This is a genomic window from Proteus sp. FME41 (assembly GCF_014897315.1).
Taxonomy (GTDB): domain Bacteria; phylum Pseudomonadota; class Gammaproteobacteria; order Enterobacterales; family Enterobacteriaceae; genus Proteus.
In genome coordinates, this window is sequence record NZ_JABUYL010000005.1 from 1 (window position 1) to 24,367 (window position 24,367).

The following is a 24,367-nucleotide window of genomic DNA, read 5'->3' on the forward strand; positions in this document are numbered from 1 at the left end:
AACATGGTCACGGACACGAAGGACACGGTGAATGCCGTCATGGTGAGCATGGTCATGGACACGAAGGTCACGGTGAATGCCGTCATGGTGAGCATGGTCACGGACACGAAGGTCACGGTGAATGCTGTCATGGTGGGCATGGTTCTGACGGACAAGGTAAGCAACGTGGTCGTGGATGTGGTAGCCGAGGAAAAGGTCAGGGTCGCCAATTAAGACGTATGTTTGATCATGGTGATTTACGTGTTCTTTTACTTAGCATGATTGCAAAAAAACCAAGTCATGGGTATGAAATTATTCGTGGTATAGATGAAGCCTCTTCAGGGTTATATGTCCCTAGCCCAGGAGTTATCTATCCAACGTTAACATTACTCGAAGAACAAGAGTTACTGGTTGCCAGTATCGCTGAAAAAGGCCGTAAAAATTACAGCATTACACCTGAAGGTACTGCATTTTTAGCAGAGCATCAGGAAATCGATGCCAATATTCAAAAAAAGCTTTCTTATGCGAGAGATTTATCTCAAAACGCAGGTGGTGTGTCTGAAGAAATTGAATCTGCTGTCGGTAAATTGAAAGCCGTATTACGCCACAAGTTAGTATTAAAAGAGCTCTCTGTGGAAAGAGCAGGACGTATTGCTTCTATTCTTAATGAAGCAGTTGAGAAAATTGAAGCTATCAATGAGGCATTGATCTCAGAGGAAAGGGAAGATGAATAAAACAGATACTCAACCACAAAATTCAAGAAAAAATAATGAAATAGAAAAAGAGGATTTAGAAAATAATCCAGCAGTAAAAGAACAAATTTGCCCAAAAATGCCAGTTTCTTACTTTCGTAGAGCATTACGCAAACCTGGCAGAATATGATAATGATGGACGGAGGTTATCAAGATATGGCCTCTGTCAATTTTTCCTCTATCTCAGATTCAAGCAATTCCACCTCCTTATTTACCGTCACAAAATGATTTCTTAATTAGAAAATCAATAATCCTGCTATAGAATTTTTTTTCTTATCTTTTTTATCTTATGCAGTTATCTCCTTATTTGTATGTAAAACGTCATTTTCTGATGACTGTTTGCATCATTTTTCTTAGGTTATTGTACTAATATCAAAAAAACCACAAATGACTATGGAAATGTTCCACAATAGTGATTACCTTATTTAAGTAAGTGACTCATTATAAATAATAGAAAATTTAAACCAGAGATATGCTGAATAACAATAAAATAAATATCGCATCAAAATAATAAATGTTTGTATGCACTTAAACGAGAATAAGCGCTTTAATTCAAACGAATACCTTACTGATAATACAAAAGTTTAATTGGTGTTTTTGATGGTAAGGTAACACAGATGTCGGTTTATTTATTGTTAGGAATAGAAATAATGATGCGAATAAGTGGTTGATATTTCAATTAAAAATATTACCACAATAAGAATAACAATACGTTAATCAATTAAAACTATCAGCTACTAAGTTGATAGTTATGTATTTGCCGTACCTGTTAAATTAACATTTGCTAACTTAGGAATATTCGAATGAAAGTAAAGGCATTATCTGTGGTGATAAGTTTAATACTTGCTACACCATTATGTGCTAACGCACAAACCGACATAAGTGCAATTGAGGCGCGACTAAATGCACTAGAACAGCGTGCGAACGCGGCTGAAGCAAGAGCGGCTGTAGCAGAGCAAAAAGCTGCTCGACTTGAACAACTCATTAATTCAAATAACACATCTCAAGAACGAAAAACAACAAATAATATTGCTCCTATCAATATGGAACAGCGTATTACTATATTAGAAAAGCAATCTGATGAAGCTCAAATCCAAGCAAATATTGCTCAAACTCAGCTTAAAGAAATTCAACAAAAACAGTTGATTCAGCTGACGAATACAAAAAACAAAGAAGGCGCTGGCTTTTTCTCAACCAATACAAATTGGGGGGATCTCAAATTGTATGGTGATGTTGAATATAATATTGATGCAGCAAGTAAGAAAGGACAATTAACATCAATGAGGATGATGCCCGGTAAGCAAAAAGATTTTGATGATAATGAAAAATGGTCGTTGAATGGGCGTATTTTAATTGGTATCGATGGTGAACGAGAATTAAAAAAGGGTAATTATGCTGGCTTCCGTGTACAACCAATGGCTGACATGACAGGCAAAATGAATCTTGATGATGCTGCTTTTTACTTTGGTCAGCGTGATAAATGGCAGTATAAAATTGGCCGCTATGAAGCTTATGATATGTTCCCTCTAAATCAAGATACGTTTGTTGAGTATTCAGGTAATACAGCAAATGATTTATATGGTGATGGTTTTGGTTATATTTATATGATGAAAGAAGGGCGTGGTCGTAGTAGTGATGGCGGTAGCATGATGGTTAACACGCATTATAATGACTGGTATTTTGAGCTGAATACGTTAGTTGAAGATGGAACTTCTGTTTTTAAAGAGGGGGAATATCACGGACGTAAACTCGATAATCGTAAAAATGTTATTTATATGCGACCTGTTGTGGCATGGCAAAAAGATAATTTGACGATTGCCGGAGCGATAGATGCGAACGTAATAAGCAAAGCTTATGGTTACGAAGATGAAAATGGAAAATTTCAAGATCAATCTCGCCGTACTGGTTATGGTCTAACGATAAAATGGGATACCTTAACAGATGATCCTATTAACGGCATTGTTGCTAATTTAAGTGCTGCTTATCTTGATGCTAAAGATGAAAATGATTTTTCAATTGGTAGTAATGTGTTGTGGCGTAAATTCCAATTGGGTTATATCTATGCACATAATGATATTAAATCATATGATGTGCTTGAGGATCCTGATAACGAAACCTATTTAACGCTTAATCCTGGTAAGTACAATATCAATACAGTATTTGCTTCTTATGAACTGCCTAATATTTTAGATATGGATAATTTTAAAACCTATTTAGGTGCATATTATTCACGAATAGATGGTAAAGACGATATTAACGTACATAGCAGTGATAAAGATCGTTACGGTGCCCGTATTCGCTTTAAGTATCTTTTTTAATTTTGATACCTTAAGTTAGGTATTAGTCACACATCTAAAGGCTTCAATTTTTAATGTGCTGTTATTAAATGTACTGTTATTAATTGAAGTCTTTACCTTTTTATATCTGTATAGCGATAAGTATGTAAAACCTCAAATACCTGATAAAAGAAAGGCTTTGACCAGTTTTTCAACCTGCCACTCTTTAATATCAGAAACTTGCCCATCACCAATCTCAACTAAGCGTAACTCTCCAACAGTGTTCCTAACTATATCTATGGAATAAAATGGCGTGTTTATCTGTTTCGCTACTTTTCTTACAAGTTCAGGAATTTCATTATCCGCAGAAAATATTTTCTTATTTAAAACAAAATATCTACGCTCACTATTATTAATAAATTCTTCAACTCGGCGAAGGCTGACGCCACCTTCAATATTTCCCCTAAATTGTGTAATTAGTTTTAATATTTCCCTAATCTCATCTGCATTTTTAGCGATAGAACCTCTCGTTGTCGTTAACGACTTTACATAATCTTTCACAAAATAAGCTGGCCATTGAAGCTGCTTAGTTAACTTTTCAAAATCTGTTTCTGCATTAACAATAACGGTTTCTGGTGTGAATTTTTTACAATATTCATACCAACCAGTTATATGGTGGTTACGAATATAATCTTCAGGTATTTCAAGCATTTTTCCGCCATGAATATCCACGGCATGGTATAACTGTTGATACTCATTTTTATTTAACATCCATCCTCGCCAAATAACGGGATGTTCTGATTTAAAAGGATGTGAAAACGTATATTTACCCAGTGCCATATCTTCTGATGAGAGTAACAAGCAATGAATGTTGAGTGCTTTGGCACAACGGTATTCTTGCTCAAAGGCCTCATCAGGTTTGCCAATTTTAGAATAATCATCAGGGTAAATTATTTGCATAAGTAATTCCTTTTAGTTCAATAAATTTAATGAAAGACATTTTAACGCTCTATTTAATGGTTTGAAACTTTTTCCTCTTAATTACATGTTCTCTTTTTTAAGTTGTGAGATCTCTCGATTTTTTGATCTTTTCTCAGCTAGATAACTGATTTTACTCGTGCCATAGTTTTATTTCCTGCCATAATCTGTTTAACAAATACAGACATAAAATAACGTATTTAAATACGATTAATATTAAGCAGGAAACAATTCAATGCCTTTCTATACACAAAACAGTTATTCAAATAATAAGACCTATAAGCAAAATAGAATAAAAACACTATTAATAGGTTTAACCTTAATTCCTTCATTTGTATTTGCTAATGAGCTTTTGCAATTGCCACAACAAGATCGCATTTCTTACTTTACGCAGGCTCAACAAGCTGGACTCACGGGTGTTGCTATTAAAACCAAGCCTGTATTAGCAAGGCTGGCTAAAGAAGGTGAAATCATCACAACCATTATTAAAGGTGAAGGTGTTGAAACTGTTTCAGAACCTGCAAAAACAGGGGATTGGGTAGTACAAAATATCTGCCCAGAGACAGGAAACGAAGAAATTTTAGTAAGAGAAGCTAAATTTGCTCAACGTTACAACAGAGCAGAGCAAAGTAAGATTAACGTAGACTCTTATTCTAGTGATTATCAGCCTTTTACCCCCAAAGGCGTTGAGATGAATTACTTTATCGTACCTGACTCTACACCTCCATTTGCAATGAAGGCACCTTGGGGAGAATTGCAACGTTTTCAGTCGGGCGATGCGGTTGTGCAATCCACAACGGATAAGCAAGATATTTACCGTATTCAAAAAGCGGCATTTGAGTGTACTTATACTGTTCTTAAACCAGCTAAAATAGCAAAATAATGTGTGCTAAATAATAATGCCGTCTGGTTATCAGATAGGTAATTCATAATGTTATAGATATAACAAAATTTATTATAACGATATTAAATAGAGATGCTGGTTAATAAAAAATAAAACTTACTTTCTTTTTGTATATTTGCGTTTATGGCTACATTTCGTTAACCTACCTCTATCAATTTCTTCAACTCATTAGGTAAAACCTATTAAACTGATAGCAGGAATGTATTAGCTATTCTCAACTGGAATAGATACATTAGTTCTCATACCAAACAGGAGGAAATACAATGTCTTTAATTAATACCCCAATCAAACCATTCAAAAACATGGCATTTAAAGACGGTCAATTCGTAGAAGTGACTGAGAAGGACGTCGAAGGTAAATGGAGCATTTTCTTCTTTTACCCTGCAGACTTCACGTTTGTGTGCCCAACTGAATTAGGCGACTTAGCTGATCATTATGCTGAGTTCCAAAAAATGGGCGTAGAAATTTATTCAGTTTCTACTGATACACATTTTACCCATAAAGCATGGCACAGTAGCTCAGAAACTATTGGTAAAATTAAATATGGCATGATTGGCGACCCAACTGGCGCATTAACGCGTAACTTCGAAAATATGCGTGAAAATGAAGGTCTAGCAGATCGCGGTACTTTCGTTGTTGACCCACAAGGTATTATTCAAGCAATCGAAGTCACTGCTGAAGGTATTGGTCGTGATGCATCAGACCTGTTGCGTAAAGTAAAAGCGGCGCAGTATGTAGCTAGCCATCCAGGCGAAGTTTGCCCAGCAAAATGGAAAGAAGGTGATGCTACTTTAGCTCCATCACTGGATTTAGTTGGCAAGATCTAAATAAGAATTAAGCCACTAAACAAGTTATTTATCGGGTGTTTCGGCACCCGATTTTATTGAGGGTGCAAAAATGTTAGATAATAATTTAAAAGCTCAATTGAAAGCTTATTTAGAACGATTAACCCAGCCGGTTGAGTTAGTCGCAACATTAGACGACAGCAAACATTCTGCTGATATCCAAGCGCTATTAAAAGAAATCGAACCATTATCCGATAAAGTCACTTATCGTGAAGATAATAACGCTGATGTGCGTAAACCATCTTTTCTTATTACTAACCCAGGAAAAGAAACTGGTGTTCGTTTTGCAGGTTCGCCATTAGGCCATGAATTTACTTCATTAGTTTTAGCATTACTGCAAACAGGTGGACACCCATCAAAAGAAGCACAAGAATTACTTGAACAAATTCGTCAGTTAGACGGTGAGTTTCATTTCGAAACCTATTATTCGCTCTCTTGTCATAACTGCCCAGATGTTGTTCAGGCATTAAACTTAATGGCGATTTTAAATCCGAAGATCACGCATACCGCGATTGATGGAGGCATGTTCCAAAATGAAATTCAGGAACGTAATATCATGGGCGTTCCTGCTGTTTTCTTAAATGGTAACGAGTTTGGTCAAGGCCGTATGACCTTAGCTGAAATCGTTAACAAAGTAGACAGCAATGCAGAAAAACGTACTGCAGAATTGTTAAACCAAAAAGATGCATTTGATGTGTTGATTGTGGGTAGTGGACCTGCGGGAGCTTCTGCCGCGGTTTATTCAGCACGTAAAGGTTTAAATACAGGTCTTATTGGTGAGCGTTTTGGTGGACAAGTTCTTGATACTGTTGATATTGAAAACTATATCTCTGTACCAAAAACAGAAGGTTCAAAATTGGCGGGGGCATTAAAAGCTCATGTTGATGATTACCAAGTTGATGTAATTGATAGCCAAACGGTAAGCCGTTTAATTCCGGGGGCATCAGTAGGGGAATTACACCAAATTGAAACGGCATCAGGTGCAATTTTAAAGACCCGTAGCTTAATTATTGCAACAGGTGCTCGCTGGAGAAATATGAATGTGCCCGGCGAAAATGAATACCGTACTCGTGGTGTAACTTATTGTCCACACTGCGATGGTCCGCTCTTTAAAGGCAAAAGAGTCGCCGTTATTGGTGGTGGTAACTCAGGGGTTGAAGCTGCGATTGACTTAGCGGGTCTCGTTGAACACGTAACAGTATTAGAATTTGCGCCAGAAATGAGAGCCGATGCGGTATTACAGAAAAAACTGCGTAGCTTAAGTAATGTAGACGTTATCTTAAATGCGCAAACTACAGAAGTGTATGGTGATGGTACTAAATTAACGGGTCTAAAATATAAAGATCGCACCAATGATTCTATGCATGATATTGCATTAGCAGGTATTTTCGTTCAAATCGGCTTATTACCTAATACACAGTGGTTAGAAGGCACTGTTGAGCGTAATAAGATGGGCGAAATTATTGTTGATGCTCGTGGTGAAACCAATATTAAAGGTGTTTTTGCCGCTGGTGACTGTACTACAGTACCTTATAAGCAAATTATTATTGCCGCGGGTGAAGGTGCTAAAGCCTCACTTAGCGCCTTTGATTACTTGATTCGCACGACTGCAAAATAAGTAAACTAGACTTAAAAATTAACTATTTTATATTGTAAAAAGCATCTCGGTTGAGATGCTTTTTTTCTGTCTCACACTTACCATTTGTCGAAAAACCTCTATTTATAAACCTCAAACAACCTATGCTATTATCTCGCCACTTAAATAATCTATAGGGAAGTTGATTGATATGAATATAAAAAATATGAGTTTTCGACAAATTGTTCCTGCACTTCTTTTTTCTTTGGCGAGTGTTAGCACTTTTTCTGTTAATGCAGATATCGAAGTCCGTGATGAAACCTTATATGAAGCACATCAGCGCTTTAAAACTCAAATTATAAACGACAGTTTTGATAATATTGATCCGCCTTGGGAAGCACCACCAGAAATATTCAATGTGATTAAATATCCCGCTAAACCAGGCGATATGTATGCTTATTTAACACCACCACCTACAAACAAAAAAATTAAATTGCCTGCCGTAATTTGGTTAAATGGAGGATATGGTGGAATTGGCGGTGATGATTATTTTTGGCAACCTAAACCTGTAAATAATGACCAAACAGGGGCTATCTTTCGTGATCCTAATATGGTGTTAATGATCCCCTCATTCCGAGGTGAAAATACCAATCCTGGCCGTTATGAAATGTTTTATGGTGAATTGGAAGACTTAGAATCAGCGAGAGAATATTTAGCATCACTGCCTTATATTGATTCAAAACGTATCTATGTAGTAGGGCACAGTACAGGGGGCACTCGAGCATTATTAGCAAGTGAATATAGTGATAAATTTAGAGCTGTTTTCTCCTTAGGCGGAATACCTGATCTTAAATTAAGAGCTGAAGGGAATATGATTGTTGAATTGCCTTTTGATATAAATAAGGAAGAAGAATTCAATGTTCGTTCTGTATATCGTTATATTAAATCGATAAAAACACCGACGTTTTATTTTGAAGGACGTGATTATTTCTGGAGCGAATTTAATGAATTGCGTGGTGTCGCAATGGTGCATGATATCCCATTAAAAATATACAATATTAAAAATGGTGATCATTTCAATATCATTGTGCCGGTCAGTAAATTAATTAAAGATAAAATATTGTTAGATATTGATACAACTAAAGAAAGTAATATTCGGTTCACTAATGAAGAGATTAAATGGATCAATAAACAGCTTAGGTAATTATTGATAACTTCATTTATCTAAAGTGGATTACTTTAATAATAAATCGCTCTTTTATTTAATTGATAAAAGAGCGGTTTTTTATTTAAAAATCAATGTAGTTTTAAAAATTAATATAGTTATCCTGAAAACTCATCACATAACTCTTGGAGCTTATTGACCATTCTCGCCATATGAAAACCATCGCACGTAGCATGATGTACTTGAATGGATATCGGTAATAAAAAATTGTCACCTTGCTGAGTATATTTTCCCATAGTAAAAATAGGCGGAAAATAATCTTTTACATTAGCTATATTTAAATTAAATCCGTCAAAATCAACCCATGGGATCATCGAGATACTGAAATGATTTTCAGGAAAGTTGGGTTTTGCGGATAGACTCAGATTATCGTTATATTTTTGATAATCACGATTATATCCTTGCAAAAAAGAATGCCAATCCTCAACGTACTCACTCCATAACTCAGAGAAAGTCTCCGTTTCAGGGTGAAAAATGGTGTACGCAGGGTTGATATAATTCCAAATAACTAGTTCATCATCCTTGATTGCCATTCTTGACTCAGGGTAGCTATTAACCGTTTTCGCAATCAAATAGATCATTGCAGGATAAAACCTAAGATTATTTTTAGCTAATACTGCCTTCAAGACAGTAATATCTATTTTAGTTGTTAAGCTAAATCCACACTGCAAGTTATGCCGATAATGTAAGAAATGTTCTTTTCTATTCCATTGTTCTAAATCGATTTTTTTATATTTCATTTTAAAGCCCTTCTTGTTAAGTAATAAAGTTGTTTTTAACGAAGAAGGGCAAAACGGGTTGTTTGAATAGGTAGCATAATAGCTCCTGTTATAAAAGATAATAAAACACATTATTACACTAATTATCAAATTTTGAAGGTATTTTTGTGCTGATACCAATTTATAATAGCATTGTTTTGGAGAAAGGTATTAAGTGTATTATGATAAAAAGCATAAAGATCACTGTTTGAAAATGAAGGGATTTATAATGCAAGCTAAACTTGCTTACCAATGGAAACAAAAAAGGCGGGGGCGACTCTCTTTCTTAGGTTTAGAAATTGCTTGGTCAATTTTCTTTTCTATTGCCGAGAATTTAGCCTATCGATGGTATATATCATTTTATCCTGAAGACGCTATCTCTATTTTTGAAAATACTTTTTACTACCAATTCTCTTTTACTCCTTATGGTTTAATTGAAATAGCATTTTTAATAATACAAATCTATATATTTACACTGATCCTATCGCAACGAGTGAGAGATATAGGTATAGGTTACCCTGTTATTATTTCGTTTATCTTTACTGCGAGTCCTATATTATTAATGCCATACTTACTCTTTAATGCACCAACCATGTTGATGGTGTTTTCTTTTGTTTTATTAATAGGTGGATTGGTTGCCTTACTTGCACCTTCTGCTTATAAAATCGATATCGATATTAATAAAGATCTAAAGAAAAATAATTAGCTAAAAAGTGAGTTGTGTAAAACGAGAAAAAGCATCGTTTAGATGCTTTTTCTGATCTAGCCGTATTACTTTTCATGCAATTAAGACAAAATCTCAATTACACCTTTTTGCCCATCAACTTTAACTTTCTGACCATTCTTTAAAATATTTAAGATATTACGAACTCCCATTACTGCGGGTAATCCCAATTCTCTTGCAGTAACTGCGCCGTGAGATAATGGCCCACCACTTTCTGTAATAATACCCGAAGCGCGATAAAAAAGAGCTGTCCAAGCCGGATTGGTTGTTCTTGCAACTAAAATGGCATTTTGTGGAAACTCTGCAAAATTCTCAGGGCCATGAACAAGATAAACATTACCTTCAATAATACCAGCGCTACCCGCTAACCCTTTGAATTTTTGATCATTGGTATTTATTTCATCAGCACTATCTTCGCCATAAATCCATTGTGGAGTCACAGATTTTGCTTTTAAATATCCGGCTTTGTTTTGATATATGTGATGGCGTAACTGATTCCAACTTGTTGGATTATCTGCAAGGATTGCTTTAGCTAAAGGTTGTTCATTAGCAAAATAAATATCCATAGGGCAGTCTAAAACACTACGAATAACGAGCCTTTCCCCTAATGCTTTTAATCCACGACGCATTGGTAATGCAAGCCGAGTGGTTTGATAATGCTCTAAGTCATCAAGTGCAGTATAAACACGTGCTAATCGAATGATCTCTTGTAAAAAAAAGCGTAACTCTTCAGGTGCATCAGAAATAAGTGAAAACTCAGTTTCTGACTGTAGAATTTTTTTACTTAATGGATCATCAATCTGTTTATCATCTGATAAATCGGCCATTGCCTTAATTTGAGCCAATACGATATGAGGAGCATCTAGCCAAGTTGGATGATAAGCATCAAAATCTAATTCTCGGTGACCGTGATTCGTTAAAAATAGAGTAAATTGCTGGTGAAAGTGGGGATCACACTGCGCAATTTCTTGCATAATATTTTCAGGAACACTCTGCTCAATACATGTTAATAAATTTGGATATTGGCGTGCATAACGAGAAAGCACCCAAAGTTCAGCATTGACTTGCCCCGTTTTAGTCTCAGACATCGCAATTAAGTTATCAAAAGCAGTATGTGCATATTTTTCTTCTTTAAAAAATAGCTTTAATAATGCCATTAACGCTGAGTAGAGTGAACGTTGAGTCAATGATATGGCAATATTAGGTAAGAAATAATCAGCACCTAACTTATTAATTTTTTGCACATAATCCCATAACTGCGATAAATTTTTATCTTGTAAAGGTTCATTCATTAATGCGCCAATTGAGATTAAATACTTATCTAAATCTCGCATCCAAGTAATGGGTAATTCTTGTACCCAACTAAATTTTTGAGCTATCTCAGGAAGTGATTTTAATAGGGTAGGTAAATCATTCATCATAGAGGTAGGAAGGCGGTTGCTGTACAAAGAAACGGCATTTTGATTGCCATAAATATAGTAATCTTGCATGCCAAACCACTTACCATTAAATGAAGGAAGCCCCATAAGATTAAGGCTAAAGTTTAATGATGAATGAAAACCTGCTTCACACATATCCCATGTTAACGGTGTGATGGGATTAGGAAATCGTTCGGCAGATTCTTCTCTTGTCCAAATTGGTGCAATTTGAGTCACATTCCTTGATTGTAAAAGCCATAATTTTCCATTATGAAATGCCCATTCAATATCTTGTGGGAAATCAAAATATTTTTCTGCTGAAATTGCGAGTTCAGCAACTTGTTTACACTGTTCGGGTGTTAATGAAGATATAGAGCGATTTTGGTGTTCAAGAGGTAAAATTTCAGTGCCATTTTCAGCCATAACAATAGCATTTATTTTTTCTGTTATTGTTTTACTTTTTAATGCTAAGTTTTTCCTTTCAATAATAAACTCGTCTATAGGATCTTCACCAGCAACAACTGTTTCTCCTAAACCAAAGGCCGAATTAATTAATACAGTAGAAAGAGAACCTTGAACAGGATCAACAGAAAAGGCAACACCTGCGGCTTCGTCTTTTTGAACATCAATCATTCTTTGCAATACAATGGCCATTGATGCTTGAGTATGTGGCAAATTTAAGTGCTGGCGATAGAACATGACGTGAGTGTGCCACAACGATGCATAACACTGACGAATAGCATCTAGTAAGTTAGGTAACGTTTTAATACCTAACAACGTATCATGCTGACCTGCAAAAGCAGCACCAGGCATATCTTCTAGTGTCCCTGATGATCTTACTGCTAAAGGGATATCAGTTAATTGGAGTTCATCTAACCTTAAATTCAGCGAATGCGTTAAATTATCTGGTATTGAGGCTTGTAAAATAAGATGGCGTATTTGCTGGCTTGTTATCTCAACTTCTTGATCTTTCTTTGATAGTAAACGATTAATTTCGGGGAGTAAGGGGGTAATAAATAATTGATATGCGTAGCAAGAAAGAATCAAACCATCGGGTACAGGGAGTGATTGAATGGTTTTGGCTAAACTAGCACCTTTGCCACCACTAATAGATACCTCAGTGGCGACAGGTTCGTTAATTTTATAAATGAGTTCCATATTCGACCTTATTATTTTTACATGTGATGTAAAGCACTGAGAATGCAAGTAATGCACCAACAATAACATCAATACCATAGTGATAATGCAAATAAACAGTTGCTAAAATTAACCCCATAAGAATCGGTGATAAGCAATAGGCTGTTCTTCGATAACCTGAAAAATAGAAAAATCCAACAATATAAATCGTGATCCCTGTATGTAATGAAGGAAACACATCCATTCCAGTAATGCCTTTATCAACGAGCTCAGTTAAAAATAACGTCATGGCACCAGAATAGACTGGGTAGACAAAATCAGAAGGGAATGAAATATAAGGGCCTGCGGCAGGAATAGAAAAATAACCGATAAAGCCAAAAAAATACATCAACATTAAACCTAAAAAATAGTTTTTAGTAAGTGCTTTATTTCGGCTAAAAAAGAAGAAAAGGGCGCAGCCAATAATCAAAAAATAGAAACTAAAATAGCAAAATGAAAGAAGCTCACTTAGCCAGCCTGATTGTAAAAAAATCGTCCACTCTGGCAAGCTTTTTCCAAACCATAGGGTTTTATCCAATTTATATAAAATATCATCAAAACCCGATTGGTATAAACCATAGCGAATAGATTTAAATAAAGGAAAAATAGTCCAACAAGTCACTAGTTGTAACAAACCGAGCCAATAAAATCGTGAATAAGATGTTACGTGTCGATCTTTATATCCAATGAAAATTAATAAAATCCATAAAAAGAAACCTAAAAAAACAGGTGTTAGCATCTCTGTCGCGTGAATCAGCCAACTTCCATAAGTTCCTAAAGCCCAAATGATAAAAAGTTGTATCGAAAATAGCTGGTTAAAAAGAATCTTTGCTTTTGGGCTTAGCATATTTCAGCGCCTTTTTTTCTTATTAAAATTATACCAATAAGGGCACAAATTAATCCTGTAGCAATAAACAGGGGCGAAAAAAATAGCAGAATGATCAAGATAGGTAACCAAATAGCTGTGGCTATGCAGCCTCCTAAGATCTTAAAAAAACTAACCGTATTACGAGCATCTGCAAAATGAGACGCAATAAATGATGATAATAATATAGGAAACAAAATAAACATGAATAAAAATGAAATATAGCGCCAAATTAGAATAGAATTTAAAGAATGGTTTTCTATTTTAGGATGGTCATTATTTGATTGATATAAAATATTTTGATAATCAATAAAGGATTTTGCATAGGAATCCCCAATTTTATTTTTATTAAAAGCATAGTCTGATGCTTTCTTAAAAATATCAATATTTGGACAATTAACAGAAATATTATTTAATGCAGTGGAAACTTCTTGATGAATGTTTTTTTCCCATTCTCTCGTTGAGGAATTATCTAATTGTGAAGTTATGTCAATATTTTTACCAATATAAACTTCCACTTTTGAACTAAATTTATCAGGGGCTATATAAAATAATCCAATAGGAATAATATCAAAAACAACTCCCTCACTGATCAACGTCCTAATAATTCTAGCTGCGCCTCTTTGATATGGTAATGGCTGGAAACCCCACTCACTACTGCCTTCCGGAAATAAGAGTAAATCACCGCCTGCCTTTATATGTGCAATTGCTGCATCAGAGGGGCTTGAAAATATATTTGCATTTACACCCAAACGTTGTCTATCCTTTTTTCTAACTACGGGAATACCCGTAAAGAACAACCTCATTAAAGGACTATGTAATAATTGAATTGACGCTAAGGCCTGGGCTTTAGGAAATGCTTTTAATGCAATGTAACCATCGAAAGCACTGTTCCGATGACTACATAGAATTAACTTTGGATGTGTATTTTCGGCTTGATATCTATTATGGTAAATAAGTGAAATTTTAGAGAAGTAGATTTCTCTAATTGAAGTTGAAATGAATTGATAATAAAAAGGAAGTGGAGAACCCGCAACAAAAGAGGCGTGATTTTTTATTGTTGAAGGTGATACTGGATTAGGCATAAGATTTCCTTACATTATTCCTTCTACAAAAACATAGCACGCTCTCAAAGGAAGTAACACTAAAAATTTAAAAATTTAAAAATGTATTATTAGAATAATTTATTTCACTAAATTGAGGCACTTAATTCTAATGAATAAGATGGAAATGAGTATGATTCAACTTAGGCTCGCTGAGCCACAAGAAGCAAAAAGATTGTGGCATTTACGAAATCAAGCACTACGCTTTGGTTGTGAGAATGTGTATTCATCAGATATTCTAGCTGCTTGGACTCCCGATGATATGCCCGATGGATATCGACAAGCTATTATTGATAATCCATTTTATGTGATTGATTATCAAAAATATAATATTCCTGTTGCTTCGGGTTTTTTAGATGTAAAAACTGGATTTGCTGAAGCAATTTTTACGCTTCCTGAATATATGGGGAAAGGATTCGCTGGATTAATTTTAAAGCAATTAAAACATGAAGCAGCAAAAAGAGGGCAATCAAGATTATTTTTGGATGCGACCCCTAATGCAGTATTATTTTATTTAAAACAAGGATTTAGAGCATTAGAAGAGAGAGAGTATTATTCTAGTTTAGCAAAAGCAAACTTGCACTGTTATCGTATGTATATTGATTTATAAAAGGAATTTACTTTTAAATAGACTTAAAATTTCTAATATACTAAAAATAAAAAAGCTGTTCTTAAAATGCGATATTCGTTTATTTTTACCATTTTTTGAATTAGCTTTTATATTAATAACATAAAATAGCAATCCCCTTGATGTTGCGATATTGTAAACTATCATGATATCTATGGGAATAAGTACTATGCAAAATGTGTTATTAACGTTATGGCCTCTATTTGCGTTAATTACGTTAGGTGCAGTTTTAAGAAGAAATAAAGCATTTGAACCTGCTTTTTGGGTAGGGGCTGAGAAGCTTAATTATTTTTTACTTTTTCCTGCATTATTGATCAACAGTCTAGCAAATGCACCATTGTCTGATCCTCAATTACCCCACCTTGCTGGGGCTATTTTTCTCGTTGTCATTATTGTTAGTGTTTTATGTGTTATTTTAAAAAAAATAACACACTGGTCTGCTGGACGCTTTGGCGCGATTGTTCAAGGAAATATTCGGTTTAATACTTATTTAGGTTTAGCGATTGTCGCCGATTTATTTGGTACTGAAGGTTTAGGGATCGCAGCACTTATATTGGCAACATTGGTTCCATTATCAAATGTAACTTCAGTACTTTGTTTAACCGCCGGGCAAAATGTAACATTACGTCAATTATTATTACCTATCATAAAAAATCCTCTAATTATCTCTTGTATCATTGGTATTATAATAAATCTATCAGGAGTCGGGTTTCCTTTTGGTAGCGACCAGTTTCTTAAATTATTAGCTGCAACGAGTTTACCTTTAGGGCTGATATGTATTGGTGCTGCATTACATATTTCAACCTTAAAAGCGGAAAGTAAAATGATCAGTATGAATACTCTGACACGTTTACTTATTGTGCCGATAATAGCATATAGCGTTGCTTATTTTTTAGCATTATCTCCATTGGTTATGATGCTCTTGGTTATTTTCTTTTCTATACCAACAGCACCAACATCTTATATTTTAACCAGACAATTAGGTGGAGATGCAGAGTTAATGGCAGGAATTATCACCTCTCAAACAATGCTTGCAGCAATTACTCTACCTATCATATTAAGTATCTTAGCAAGATAGTTAAATTATCATTAAAATAAAGGTGTTTTTTTTATATATATTTTTTAATTTAATATTATCCTTTTTCTAAAATTAAAGGGAAAGGGATAATGTATGAATGTAAAAATAAATGTAGGCGGCATGGAAATTACATCTCGTAAAATGGAGAAGATTAAAAATCTCTAGTGATGTATCAGATGCATTAACAATATGGGAGAAAATAAAAAAATTCTTTCATATTGGTAATGTGGAGGAAAAAGAAAAAATACTATGCTTGATTAAAGATGTTTTTTTTAATAAAGAATTAAATCTATATAAAAAAATAGAAAAATTTGAGAATATAAAAAATTTATCAAAAGATGATAATGCTAGAAATGAGTTTAAAATAAAAATAATAGATGATTATTTATGTTTATCTATTGGGGAGATTGGGTTCAGACATGTATTTACTAAAGAAGGAGATATGATAGAGCTGGAAAAAATAAAAAAAATACAAGAAGATTTTCTTCATACAAAATCAATTGAAAATGATGGTTTCGACAGCGATAAATTATTTGAATACATTATTTTAGCAATTATCAATGATAAGAATACTTATCATTTTGATGAGCATGGAATGTTAAATGTAGATCTTTTTGATAAAGAAAAGATAAAAACTAATGTGATGAATTCTATTCTTAATGAGATAAAAAATAAAATAAATACTGAGGTTGTCGATAAATCTATTTTTTATAGTGATAAAATAAAAAATATTGAAAAATGTATTGAAAAATTAGAAATAAATAGTAATCAATTTATGATGGAATTAAGTAATACATTTAAAACTGATGAAAAGCATATAAAAAATAGAAATAATGAACGTTCCTCTGTGCTTAATGAAATTACAAATACACTACAAAAAGACTTGTTAAGAATGGACTATCGTTTATTTGATCAACCGCTAGTTGATAGGAATACACTTAATTTAAAGATAAATGAAATCACTGAAAATAAAGGAAAAGAAAGAGAAAAAGAAATTGAAAGCCTAAAGCTAAATATGATGAATGAAAGTTTGGAGAAAATACAAAAAGTATTTGAAGATGTGCCTATTGATAAAAAAATAATTATTTATAATTTAATGTCTCAAGGGGTATTCCAAATAGTAAAAGATTCTTTTCATGGTATAGATCCTTTAATTTTATTAGGTATTTCTCCAATTAGAGGGAAATCTATCGTAATGATTAACAAAGATGAACATGACAATCTCACAATTACTGTATCTAATAAAAAAACATTAAATGATAAAGACGACTTAGGTGAAAAAAATGCTGAAAATTTTTTCTATAATTATATAAGTAAAGGATTAGAACCTTATACAAAAAATAAAGTTAATTTATTACATTTTTTATGTGATAACGCACCCAATAAACCATCTAATTTAAATGAGGTCTTAGATATACTAGATAAAAATAAAGTTTATTCAGACTTAGATCCATCTGAAAACCTTCCTCTTTTGGAAGAAGAAATACAGTTGGTTTTTACCTATCATGTAAAAGATAAAAGCATCAACGTAGAGCCACATAAAAGTTATTATGAGTATTCCTATCTAAATATTTAGCACTATGGCATAAGGAAGCTTCTTGCTATTATGATTATAAAATCAATAATAAGTAAGAGGCTCTTTTTATGTCACAACCTCATAATCTTGAAATTCAAACAGTTATTATCAAACTAAAACAGCAATACCAAAATGCAGTTAATGCATTACGTAGTGCAATTGTTGATTATGTGCAAGATGGAAAATTACCCGATGTAAAACAAAGAGCAGAAGGTTTATTTGCTTACCCCCAATTAACAATACATTGGCATGGTGAAATAAAAACAGAAGATAAAACGAGAGCTTACGGTCGTTTATCTAAGTCTGGTACTTATTCTACAACCATTACTAACCCCGCTTTATTTGAAAATTACTTATCAGAACAACTGCAACTTATTACTGATGCTTACCATGCTACTTTTGAAGTTAATGCATCAAAACAAGAAATACCATACCCTTTTGTAATTGATGGAACAGGGATTGGTTTTGATCGAAATATGAGTGCCTCTTTAGCTAAATATTTTCCCACTACGGATTTATCTAAAATTGGTGATGAAATTACGGATGGATTAATTTGCGATAGAGAGGTTTTACCGCTTTCGCATTTTGATGCATTGCGTACGGATTTTTCATTGGCACGCTTAAAGCATTATACCGGTACATTACCTGAAGACATTCAACCCTATATTTTATTTACTAACTATAATCGGTATGTTGATGAATTTGTTCGTTGGGCTTGCGAACAAGTCGCAGATAAAAATAGTCCATATTGTGCTCTTTCTTGTGCTGGCTTCCAGAAAATTACAGCAGAAACTGTTGACCCTGAAAAGTTAATATCTGACTTAACTTGGAAGAAGTATCAAATGCCTGCTTATCACTTAATAGCAAAAAAAGGGCCAGGCATAACACTTGTTAATATTGGTGTTGGTCCTTCAAATGCAAAAACAATTTGTGATCATTTAGCGGTTTTACGTCCTCATGTTTGGTTAATGATTGGTCATTGTGGTGGTTTACGTGAAAGCCAACAGCTTGGTGATTATGTTTTGGCTCATGCTTATTTACGTGATGATCATATTTTAGATGATGTATTACCACCCGATATTCCCATCCCAAATATTGCAGAAGTGCAACGCGCACTTTATGACGCAACGAAAATGATTAGTGGTAAACCGGGGCATGAAATAAAACAAAGATTAAGAACAGGAACTGTTGTTACAACTGATGATCGTAACTGGGAATTGCGTTTTTCTGTTTCAGCAAGACGATTTAATTTAAGTCGAGCGGTTGCTGTTGATATGGAAAGTGCAACTATTGCCGCACAAGGCTACCGTTTTCGTGTTCCTTATGGCACGTTATTATGTGTATCAGACAAACCGTTGCATGGTGAAATTAAATTACCGGGTCAGGCTAACCATTTTTATGAAGGTGCTGTATCAGAACATCTGCAAATTGGCATTCAAGCTATTGAGTTACTTAAACAAGAAGAAGGTAGTTTACATTCTCGTAAACTGAGAACATTTAATGAGCCACCTTTCAGATAAATTTTAGTAATAAGAAATCCCCAAATTTAAATAACCCAATAATTTGAGGTTAGTTTATAGTTGGGGATTTTTACTTAATATAAAAAAGAAATAGAGAATTATTGAATCCAAAATGGATCACTATTTTTATCTTGATGCCATTGATATTCAATTTGCCATGCTAATTTTTCGGCGACTTCGTGACTATGTCTATCTGCAATAAATCCTAAAGCCATATCTGTACCAGCAGAAACACCCGAAGAAGTATAGTATTTACCATCAATGCACCAACGAGACTTTTTTTGCCATAATACTTTGTCAGATTGAGAAATAACCCAATTCCATGCTCTTTTATTAGATGTTGCTTGTCTATTATCTAATAATCCTGTTTTAGCTAATAGGGCAGATCCCGTGCAAACGGTTAAACACCATTGTGATTTTTCAGCCAATGATTTTATTGTATTTATCATAAAATCATTATTAATTAAATTTCGAGTTCCTTGACCACCCGGAATAAGAATAACATCAGAATACGAGATAGACTGAGTTAAAATTTCAACACCTTGACTACTTTTAACTATGCCGCCATTTAATGAAATACATTGCATTTCAATATCATCGATACGACCAAATATTTCGATAGGGCCAAAAGCATCTAGTGTTTCAAAATTATCAAAAAGTAAGATATTTATTTTCATTATTTTTCCTTGCTATGTTTATAAGATATTAATCTTAACAAGTTATTTGAAAACAAAACTTAAAAACGTAAATGTCGAGCTGCTTTTCTTAGTCTATCATCTCCACGTCGATCATAACGTTGGGTCGTCATAATACTCGCATGTCCCATTGCATCTTTTACAGTAACAATATCTTCACCATTATCCAGCATTGCGGAAGCAAAGGTTCTTCGGAGATCATGAGGTGCAAATTTATCAATACCACTTTCTTGCTGTCGAGTTTCTAGAATATAGTAAATGGCTTGGTCGGTTATACGTTCATCGGTGACATCATCAAAACGACGAATTCGAGTAAAAAGGGGACCATCTTGCGATCCTCTTATTTCATCAATCCATAGCTGAACACGATCCCAAGTATCATCTGGCATATAAGACATTCGTTCTTTATTCCCTTTACCTCTAACAATAAAGGCCTGATCACGAAATTGAATATGTTCATAATTAATAGCGACTATTTCTGAACGGCGTAATCCACATCCTAATAGCACACTTAATATTGCAGCATCTCTTAAACCTTTTGACGAATTATCTTTTTCACAACTTCTAAATAATGCCCGAATTTCATTGCTTGTTAATGCGCGACCTTTGGGTAATCGGCTTCCTCTAACAGATTTAACTTGGCGGATATGCTGATAACTTTCAGTATCCATTTGTTTCATTGCCCAAGCTTCTAAAGCAACCCCTTTTAATGCGGCAAGATAAGTATTAATAGTGGCAGGGGCTTTATGGGCATCAGACAACATATCAATAATAGCTTGAATATGATGGCGACGAAGTGCACCCCATTGGCAGTTTTTAAGGGAAGAAAAACCAATCATTTTGGCAACGATCGTTAAAAATGATCCCATTGTTTGGCGGCTACGTTTAGAGCCTAAACTCATTAAATAGGCCAATGCAGGATTAGTATGAGAGGGTGAGGTGAATGTTGTATTAAGATCCAATAATGCTTGTTTTTCAGACAACACTAGCGATGTTTCAGGTGTTAAATCCTGATCGTCGTGGTGAAATTTCACTGTGATTTCCTTATTAAATCAACATAACCATGATGAATATTCTAACAGATCCAAAAAAGAAAAAAGCTACTTTTTCAAAGGATCATTTTAATAAGTAGAAAAGATCGTGTTTGTTTTATCGTCAATTAGCGGGTTAATTGAACGACATTGGTATAAATGGCAACCAAATTGACCTAATCCAAAATTAGGAATAAATTTCTTTCAGAAAAAATGCAGAGAATAGAAAGGAGAAAAGGTGATTAGTAGGGTATTCGTACCCAAGATCTTTGTCTTTTCTCTGTTTAAAAGTAATAGAGATAAAGAGGAAATTAGGTACGAATTAGAAAAATAATGGCTTAAATTTACTCTTTATAAATGGCAACAACGGGTTTTCCATCATTACCAATTGTGCCCCGATACATGCCTTCAGAATTAAAACTCATCGTGTAGTTACCTGATTTATCTAATACGATAACGCCACCACTGCCATCAATCGCTTTCACTTCATCAAGTGCATTTTGTGCGGCTTTTTCTAAAGGTAAATTCTGATATTTAACTTGAGCTGCAATATTGAAGGCTGTTAATGTACGGATAAACATTTCGCCAGAACCTGTTGCAGATACAGCAACGGTTTCATTATCGGCATAGTTTCCAGCACCAATAATAGGGGAGTCGCCTACTCTGCCATAACGTTTATTGGTCATTCCTCCGGTCGATGTTCCCGCGGCTAAATTACCCTGTTGATCTAGTGCAACTGCACCCACGGTGCCATATTTATAATCGTACATCATCGGGTCAATAAAAAGTGCTGCTGTTTTTCCATCATGATCTAAAACGACTTGTTCTTTTTCTATCGCCTTTTGGAGTTGTTGCCAGCGGTGCTCAGTTCTAAAATAAGAGGGGTCTACAATAGTCAATCCTTGCTCTTTAGCAAAAAGATCTGCGCCGTTTGAAACCATCATGACATGAGGGCTTTTTTCCATCACTGCAATGGCGGCATTGATGGGATTTTTAACTGTAGTCACGCCAGCAACAGCACCTGCTTTACGGGTTTTACCATCCATAATAGAGGCATCAAGTTCATTACGCCCGTCATGTGTAAAAACAGCCCCTTTTCCTGCATTGAATAGAGGAGAATCTTCCATAACATTAATAGATTTCTGAACTGCTTCTATACTAGTACCTCCACTGTTTAAAACCGCATATCCAGCATTTAAGGCTTCGGTCAGTTTTTCTTTATATTCTTTTTCTTGTTCAGGAGTAATTGTGTCTTTAGTGATTGTGCCCGCACCACCATGAATAACAAGACGAATAGGGGACTGAGTATTAGCAAAAGCAGAGGTGGCAAACAGAGTGCAAAGTGTCATTGTGGCGAGTTTATACTTTATATTATTCATATAACCCTTCTTATTTTCGATTCAAATTAATTTGATATTTTCATATATTCTCTTACCGCTTTGTTCCTAAATTCTAATTAACTGTATCAATTGACTGTAATAACCAATTGCAATAATCACTATATAAAAAGTTTAAGACATAAGTGGTCTGAACACTTGAATTTATTTCTGATTTATCGATCTCTGTCATAGAGTGACTTTTCTTCGATTTTTATTTTTCAGTATATTCAAATGATTATGTTTTTTAGGTGTATTTTTATATCAGAAATAAAAGCAATAAATAAATGATAAAATATTTAAAATAGGAGGGGGAAAATAGGTTTACTCTATTTATATAATAAATACAATCTGTTGCTGTTAAAATTCACATTATTCATTAATTAATGATTAGTTATTTTTTAAAGCAAATAAAAATATCTTTTTAATATTGATAAATAATTGATAACTATTTGTTATTATTTCGTTTGTATTTGAATGTAATAGAAAGGTGTTTTCTATATACAAATTGTGTGCTTCCTCGAATAATCAAAAAGGGATAATGGATTCTGTGATAAAAGTACTACATTAATTTGAGTTAAGGCTCTATTATAGTAACATAATATTTATAATTCATAAGGTTAGCTTTTTATATTTTTTATTTTTATAGCTTGCACGTTAGCTTTATTAATATAAATAGACTATTTTTAAATAGAGATAAAATAAAAAATTTAATCAGCTTTCACTATTTAACTATTTTCTGGCATACAGCAGATAAACACATTTTTGGTATTATTTTATGGCTAAAGGAAGGTTAAATAATTTATATGAAAAATCAAAAAAAGAGTCGTTTTTTTGTTTACGGTATTATTCTTATCGCGGTAATTGCCGCTGGTATTTTTTGGTGGAGATCTCAAGCACCTACACTTCCTTCAGGATTTGCTCAAAGTAATGGGAGAATTGAAGCAACAGAAATCGATATTTCAACAAAAAGCCCAGGAAGAATAGACTCTATCTTAGTTCAAGAAGGTGATTTCGTTAAAGCGGGTGAAGTGTTAGCTAACATGGATACCCGAACACTTAAAGAACAACTTCATGAAGTTCAAGCTCAATTAAACCAAGCCAAAAGTAGTGTTGTTACTGCTCAATCAGCATTGTCACAACGTAAAAGTGAGCAACTTGCCGCTCAGGCTGTAGTTCGTCAGCGTATTGCTGAACTTGATGCCGCACAAAAAAGGCTTAATCGTTCTCGCACATTAGTAAAAACTAATGCCATCTCTATTCAACAATTAGATGATGATATCGCAAGAACAGAAGGCGCAAGAGCGGCCGTTGAAGCTGCCAAAGCTCAAGAAACGGCAACTGTAGCTGCAATTGAATCTGCCAAAGCTGGTATTATTCAAGCGAATACGAAAGTTGATGCGGCAACCGCAACCGAAAGACGCATTATGGCTGAATTAGATGATAGTATTTTGAAAGCCCCCCGCAGTGGGCGCGTTCAATACCGAGTTGCAGAGCCAGGTGAAGTCCTCGGCGCTGGCGGGCGTGTATTAAATATGGTCGATCTTAGTGATGTATATATGACCTTCTTTTTACCAACAGAGGCAGCAGGTAAAGCTGCATTAGGAAGTGAGGTTCATATTATTTTAGATGCCGCACCTAATATAGTTATTCCTGCAAAAACAACTTATGTTGCTAGTGTTGCTCAATTTACACCTAAAACAGTTGAAACTGATAACGAAAGATTAAAATTGATGTTTCGTGTAAGAGCTCGTATTTCCCCTGAATTACTCGAAAAACACCTTGAATATGTCAAGACAGGATTACCTGGTCGTGCTTATATTCAATTAGATAAAAACCAATCTTGGCCTACTGATCTAGAGGTGAAATTACCACAATGAGTCA

Annotated in this window: 21 protein-coding genes; 13 read left to right on the forward strand and 8 right to left on the reverse strand. The window is 34.3% G+C overall.

What is annotated here, in order from left to right:
- The 3 genes from INT04_RS06160 to INT04_RS06170 form a co-directional block, all read left to right on the forward strand.
- Positions 1-713: PadR family transcriptional regulator (locus INT04_RS06160; protein ID WP_193015281.1), on the forward strand; the 713-nt coding region annotated here is incomplete at its 5' end.
- Positions 706-861, forward strand: coding sequence for a hypothetical protein (locus INT04_RS06165; protein WP_193015282.1), 156 nt, complete (start codon positions 706-708; stop codon positions 859-861). The genes INT04_RS06160 and INT04_RS06165, both read left to right, overlap by 8 nt.
- Positions 862-1,534: 673 nt before the next feature.
- The gene (locus INT04_RS06170) at positions 1,535-3,049 is read left to right on the forward strand and encodes a carbohydrate porin (protein ID WP_193015283.1); all 1,515 of its coding nucleotides are present in this window, start codon (positions 1,535-1,537) and stop codon (positions 3,047-3,049) included.
- A 132-nt stretch (positions 3,050-3,181) separates the two neighbouring features.
- On the opposite strand, the gene INT04_RS06175 is transcribed toward INT04_RS06170, so the two are convergent.
- The gene (locus INT04_RS06175) at positions 3,182-3,967 is read right to left on the reverse strand and encodes an ATP-grasp domain-containing protein (RefSeq protein ID WP_193015284.1); all 786 of its coding nucleotides are present in this window, start codon (positions 3,965-3,967) and stop codon (positions 3,182-3,184) included.
- 253 nt (positions 3,968-4,220) lie between these two features.
- Here INT04_RS06175 and INT04_RS06180 point away from each other — a divergent pair, with 253 nt between their 5' ends.
- The 4 genes from INT04_RS06180 (at position 4,221) to INT04_RS06195 (ending at position 8,514) form a co-directional block, all read left to right on the forward strand.
- Entirely contained in the window at positions 4,221-4,868 is a 648-nt protein-coding gene (locus tag INT04_RS06180; protein WP_226893999.1) for a hypothetical protein, read from the forward strand.
- A gap of 284 nt (positions 4,869-5,152) precedes the next feature.
- Complete coding sequence (gene ahpC / locus INT04_RS06185; protein ID WP_193015285.1) at positions 5,153-5,716, forward strand: alkyl hydroperoxide reductase subunit C; 564 nt, start codon at positions 5,153-5,155, stop codon at positions 5,714-5,716.
- Positions 5,717-5,786: 70 nt separating this feature from the next.
- On the forward strand, positions 5,787-7,352 hold the full coding sequence (ahpF, locus tag INT04_RS06190) for an alkyl hydroperoxide reductase subunit F (RefSeq protein ID WP_193015286.1): 1,566 nt from the start codon (positions 5,787-5,789) through the stop codon (positions 7,350-7,352).
- Positions 7,353-7,521: 169 nt separating this feature from the next.
- Positions 7,522-8,514: an alpha/beta hydrolase family protein gene (locus INT04_RS06195; protein ID WP_193015287.1), complete on the forward strand. Its 993-nt coding sequence runs from the start codon at positions 7,522-7,524 to the stop codon at positions 8,512-8,514.
- Positions 8,515-8,633: 119 nt separating this feature from the next.
- On the opposite strand, the gene catA is transcribed toward INT04_RS06195, so the two are convergent.
- Positions 8,634-9,275: a type A chloramphenicol O-acetyltransferase gene (catA, locus tag INT04_RS06200; protein ID WP_193015288.1), complete on the reverse strand. Its 642-nt coding sequence runs from the start codon at positions 9,273-9,275 to the stop codon at positions 8,634-8,636.
- Positions 9,276-9,522: 247 nt separating this feature from the next.
- Here catA and INT04_RS06205 point away from each other — a divergent pair, with 247 nt between their 5' ends.
- The gene (locus INT04_RS06205) at positions 9,523-9,999 is read left to right on the forward strand and encodes a hypothetical protein (protein ID WP_193015289.1); all 477 of its coding nucleotides are present in this window, start codon (positions 9,523-9,525) and stop codon (positions 9,997-9,999) included.
- 80 nt (positions 10,000-10,079) lie between these two features.
- Here the strand turns inward: INT04_RS06205 and INT04_RS06210 are convergent, their stop codons facing one another.
- From INT04_RS06210 to INT04_RS06220, 3 genes are read right to left on the reverse strand one after another with little or no spacing between them, the layout of a single operon-like run.
- Positions 10,080-12,593: a PEP/pyruvate-binding domain-containing protein gene (locus INT04_RS06210; RefSeq protein ID WP_193015290.1), complete on the reverse strand. Its 2,514-nt coding sequence runs from the start codon at positions 12,591-12,593 to the stop codon at positions 10,080-10,082.
- Positions 12,577-13,458, reverse strand: a complete 882-nt coding sequence (locus INT04_RS06215) for a phosphatase PAP2 family protein (RefSeq protein ID WP_193015291.1) — start codon at positions 13,456-13,458, stop codon at positions 12,577-12,579. Before INT04_RS06215 ends, INT04_RS06210 begins: the two co-directional genes overlap by 17 nt.
- Positions 13,452-14,561, reverse strand: coding sequence for a 1-acyl-sn-glycerol-3-phosphate acyltransferase (locus INT04_RS06220; RefSeq protein ID WP_193015292.1), 1,110 nt, complete (start codon positions 14,559-14,561; stop codon positions 13,452-13,454). Before INT04_RS06220 ends, INT04_RS06215 begins: the two co-directional genes overlap by 7 nt.
- A gap of 145 nt (positions 14,562-14,706) precedes the next feature.
- On the opposite strand from INT04_RS06220, the gene INT04_RS06225 reads away from it, so the two are divergent.
- From INT04_RS06225 to INT04_RS06240, 4 genes are all read left to right on the forward strand, one after another.
- Entirely contained in the window at positions 14,707-15,189 is a 483-nt protein-coding gene (locus INT04_RS06225) for a GNAT family N-acetyltransferase (protein WP_193015461.1), read from the forward strand.
- Positions 15,190-15,376: 187 nt separating this feature from the next.
- Entirely contained in the window at positions 15,377-16,285 is a 909-nt protein-coding gene (locus INT04_RS06230; protein WP_193015293.1) for an AEC family transporter, read from the forward strand.
- Between the two features lie 226 nt (positions 16,286-16,511).
- Positions 16,512-17,861, forward strand: coding sequence for a hypothetical protein (locus INT04_RS06235; RefSeq protein WP_193015294.1), 1,350 nt, complete (start codon positions 16,512-16,514; stop codon positions 17,859-17,861).
- A gap of 68 nt (positions 17,862-17,929) precedes the next feature.
- On the forward strand, positions 17,930-19,381 hold the full coding sequence (locus INT04_RS06240) for an AMP nucleosidase (protein WP_193015295.1): 1,452 nt from the start codon (positions 17,930-17,932) through the stop codon (positions 19,379-19,381).
- A gap of 98 nt (positions 19,382-19,479) precedes the next feature.
- Here INT04_RS06240 and INT04_RS06245 read toward each other — a convergent pair whose 3' ends face one another.
- The 3 genes from INT04_RS06245 to INT04_RS06255 form a co-directional block, all read right to left on the reverse strand.
- On the reverse strand, positions 19,480-20,058 hold the full coding sequence (locus tag INT04_RS06245; RefSeq protein WP_193015296.1) for a DJ-1/PfpI family protein: 579 nt from the start codon (positions 20,056-20,058) through the stop codon (positions 19,480-19,482).
- Between the two features lie 59 nt (positions 20,059-20,117).
- The gene (locus INT04_RS06250) at positions 20,118-21,110 is read right to left on the reverse strand and encodes a tyrosine-type recombinase/integrase (protein ID WP_193015297.1); all 993 of its coding nucleotides are present in this window, start codon (positions 21,108-21,110) and stop codon (positions 20,118-20,120) included.
- A gap of 341 nt (positions 21,111-21,451) precedes the next feature.
- A complete protein-coding gene (locus INT04_RS06255; RefSeq protein WP_193015298.1) occupies positions 21,452-22,486 on the reverse strand; it encodes an isoaspartyl peptidase/L-asparaginase family protein in 1,035 nt (344 codons plus the stop codon).
- Positions 22,487-23,289: 803 nt separating this feature from the next.
- Between INT04_RS06255 and INT04_RS06260 the strand changes: the two genes are divergently transcribed.
- Positions 23,290-24,363, forward strand: a complete 1,074-nt coding sequence (locus INT04_RS06260) for an HlyD family secretion protein (RefSeq protein WP_193015299.1) — start codon at positions 23,290-23,292, stop codon at positions 24,361-24,363.
- Positions 24,364-24,367: the final 4 nt, after the last annotated feature.

Excerpts from the sequence above, each read along its gene's own strand:
- INT04_RS06180 (WP_226893999.1), top strand. The coding sequence starts at position 4,221 with ATGCCTTTCTATACACAAAACAGTTATTCAAATAATAAGACCTATAAG.
- INT04_RS06245 (WP_193015296.1), bottom strand. The coding sequence starts at position 20,058 with ATGAAAATAAATATCTTACTTTTTGATAATTTTGAAACACTAGATGCT.
- INT04_RS06240 (WP_193015295.1), top strand. The coding sequence starts at position 17,930 with ATGTCACAACCTCATAATCTTGAAATTCAAACAGTTATTATCAAACTA.
- INT04_RS06255 (WP_193015298.1), bottom strand. The coding sequence starts at position 22,486 with ATGAATAATATAAAGTATAAACTCGCCACAATGACACTTTGCACTCTG.
- ahpF (WP_193015286.1), top strand. The coding sequence starts at position 5,787 with ATGTTAGATAATAATTTAAAAGCTCAATTGAAAGCTTATTTAGAACGA.
- INT04_RS06220 (WP_193015292.1), bottom strand. The coding sequence starts at position 14,561 with ATGCCTAATCCAGTATCACCTTCAACAATAAAAAATCACGCCTCTTTT.
- INT04_RS06225 (WP_193015461.1), top strand. The coding sequence starts at position 14,707 with ATGAGTATGATTCAACTTAGGCTCGCTGAGCCACAAGAAGCAAAAAGA.
- ahpC (WP_193015285.1), top strand. The coding sequence starts at position 5,153 with ATGTCTTTAATTAATACCCCAATCAAACCATTCAAAAACATGGCATTT.
- INT04_RS06260 (WP_193015299.1), top strand. The coding sequence starts at position 23,290 with ATGAAAAATCAAAAAAAGAGTCGTTTTTTTGTTTACGGTATTATTCTT.
- INT04_RS06230 (WP_193015293.1), top strand. The coding sequence starts at position 15,377 with ATGCAAAATGTGTTATTAACGTTATGGCCTCTATTTGCGTTAATTACG.
- INT04_RS06195 (WP_193015287.1), top strand. The coding sequence starts at position 7,522 with ATGAATATAAAAAATATGAGTTTTCGACAAATTGTTCCTGCACTTCTT.
- catA (WP_193015288.1), bottom strand. The coding sequence starts at position 9,275 with ATGAAATATAAAAAAATCGATTTAGAACAATGGAATAGAAAAGAACAT.
- INT04_RS06210 (WP_193015290.1), bottom strand. The coding sequence starts at position 12,593 with ATGGAACTCATTTATAAAATTAACGAACCTGTCGCCACTGAGGTATCT.
- INT04_RS06170 (WP_193015283.1), top strand. The coding sequence starts at position 1,535 with ATGAAAGTAAAGGCATTATCTGTGGTGATAAGTTTAATACTTGCTACA.
- INT04_RS06165 (WP_193015282.1), top strand. The coding sequence starts at position 706 with ATGAATAAAACAGATACTCAACCACAAAATTCAAGAAAAAATAATGAA.
- INT04_RS06175 (WP_193015284.1), bottom strand. The coding sequence starts at position 3,967 with ATGCAAATAATTTACCCTGATGATTATTCTAAAATTGGCAAACCTGAT.
- INT04_RS06205 (WP_193015289.1), top strand. The coding sequence starts at position 9,523 with ATGCAAGCTAAACTTGCTTACCAATGGAAACAAAAAAGGCGGGGGCGA.
- INT04_RS06215 (WP_193015291.1), bottom strand. The coding sequence starts at position 13,458 with ATGCTAAGCCCAAAAGCAAAGATTCTTTTTAACCAGCTATTTTCGATA.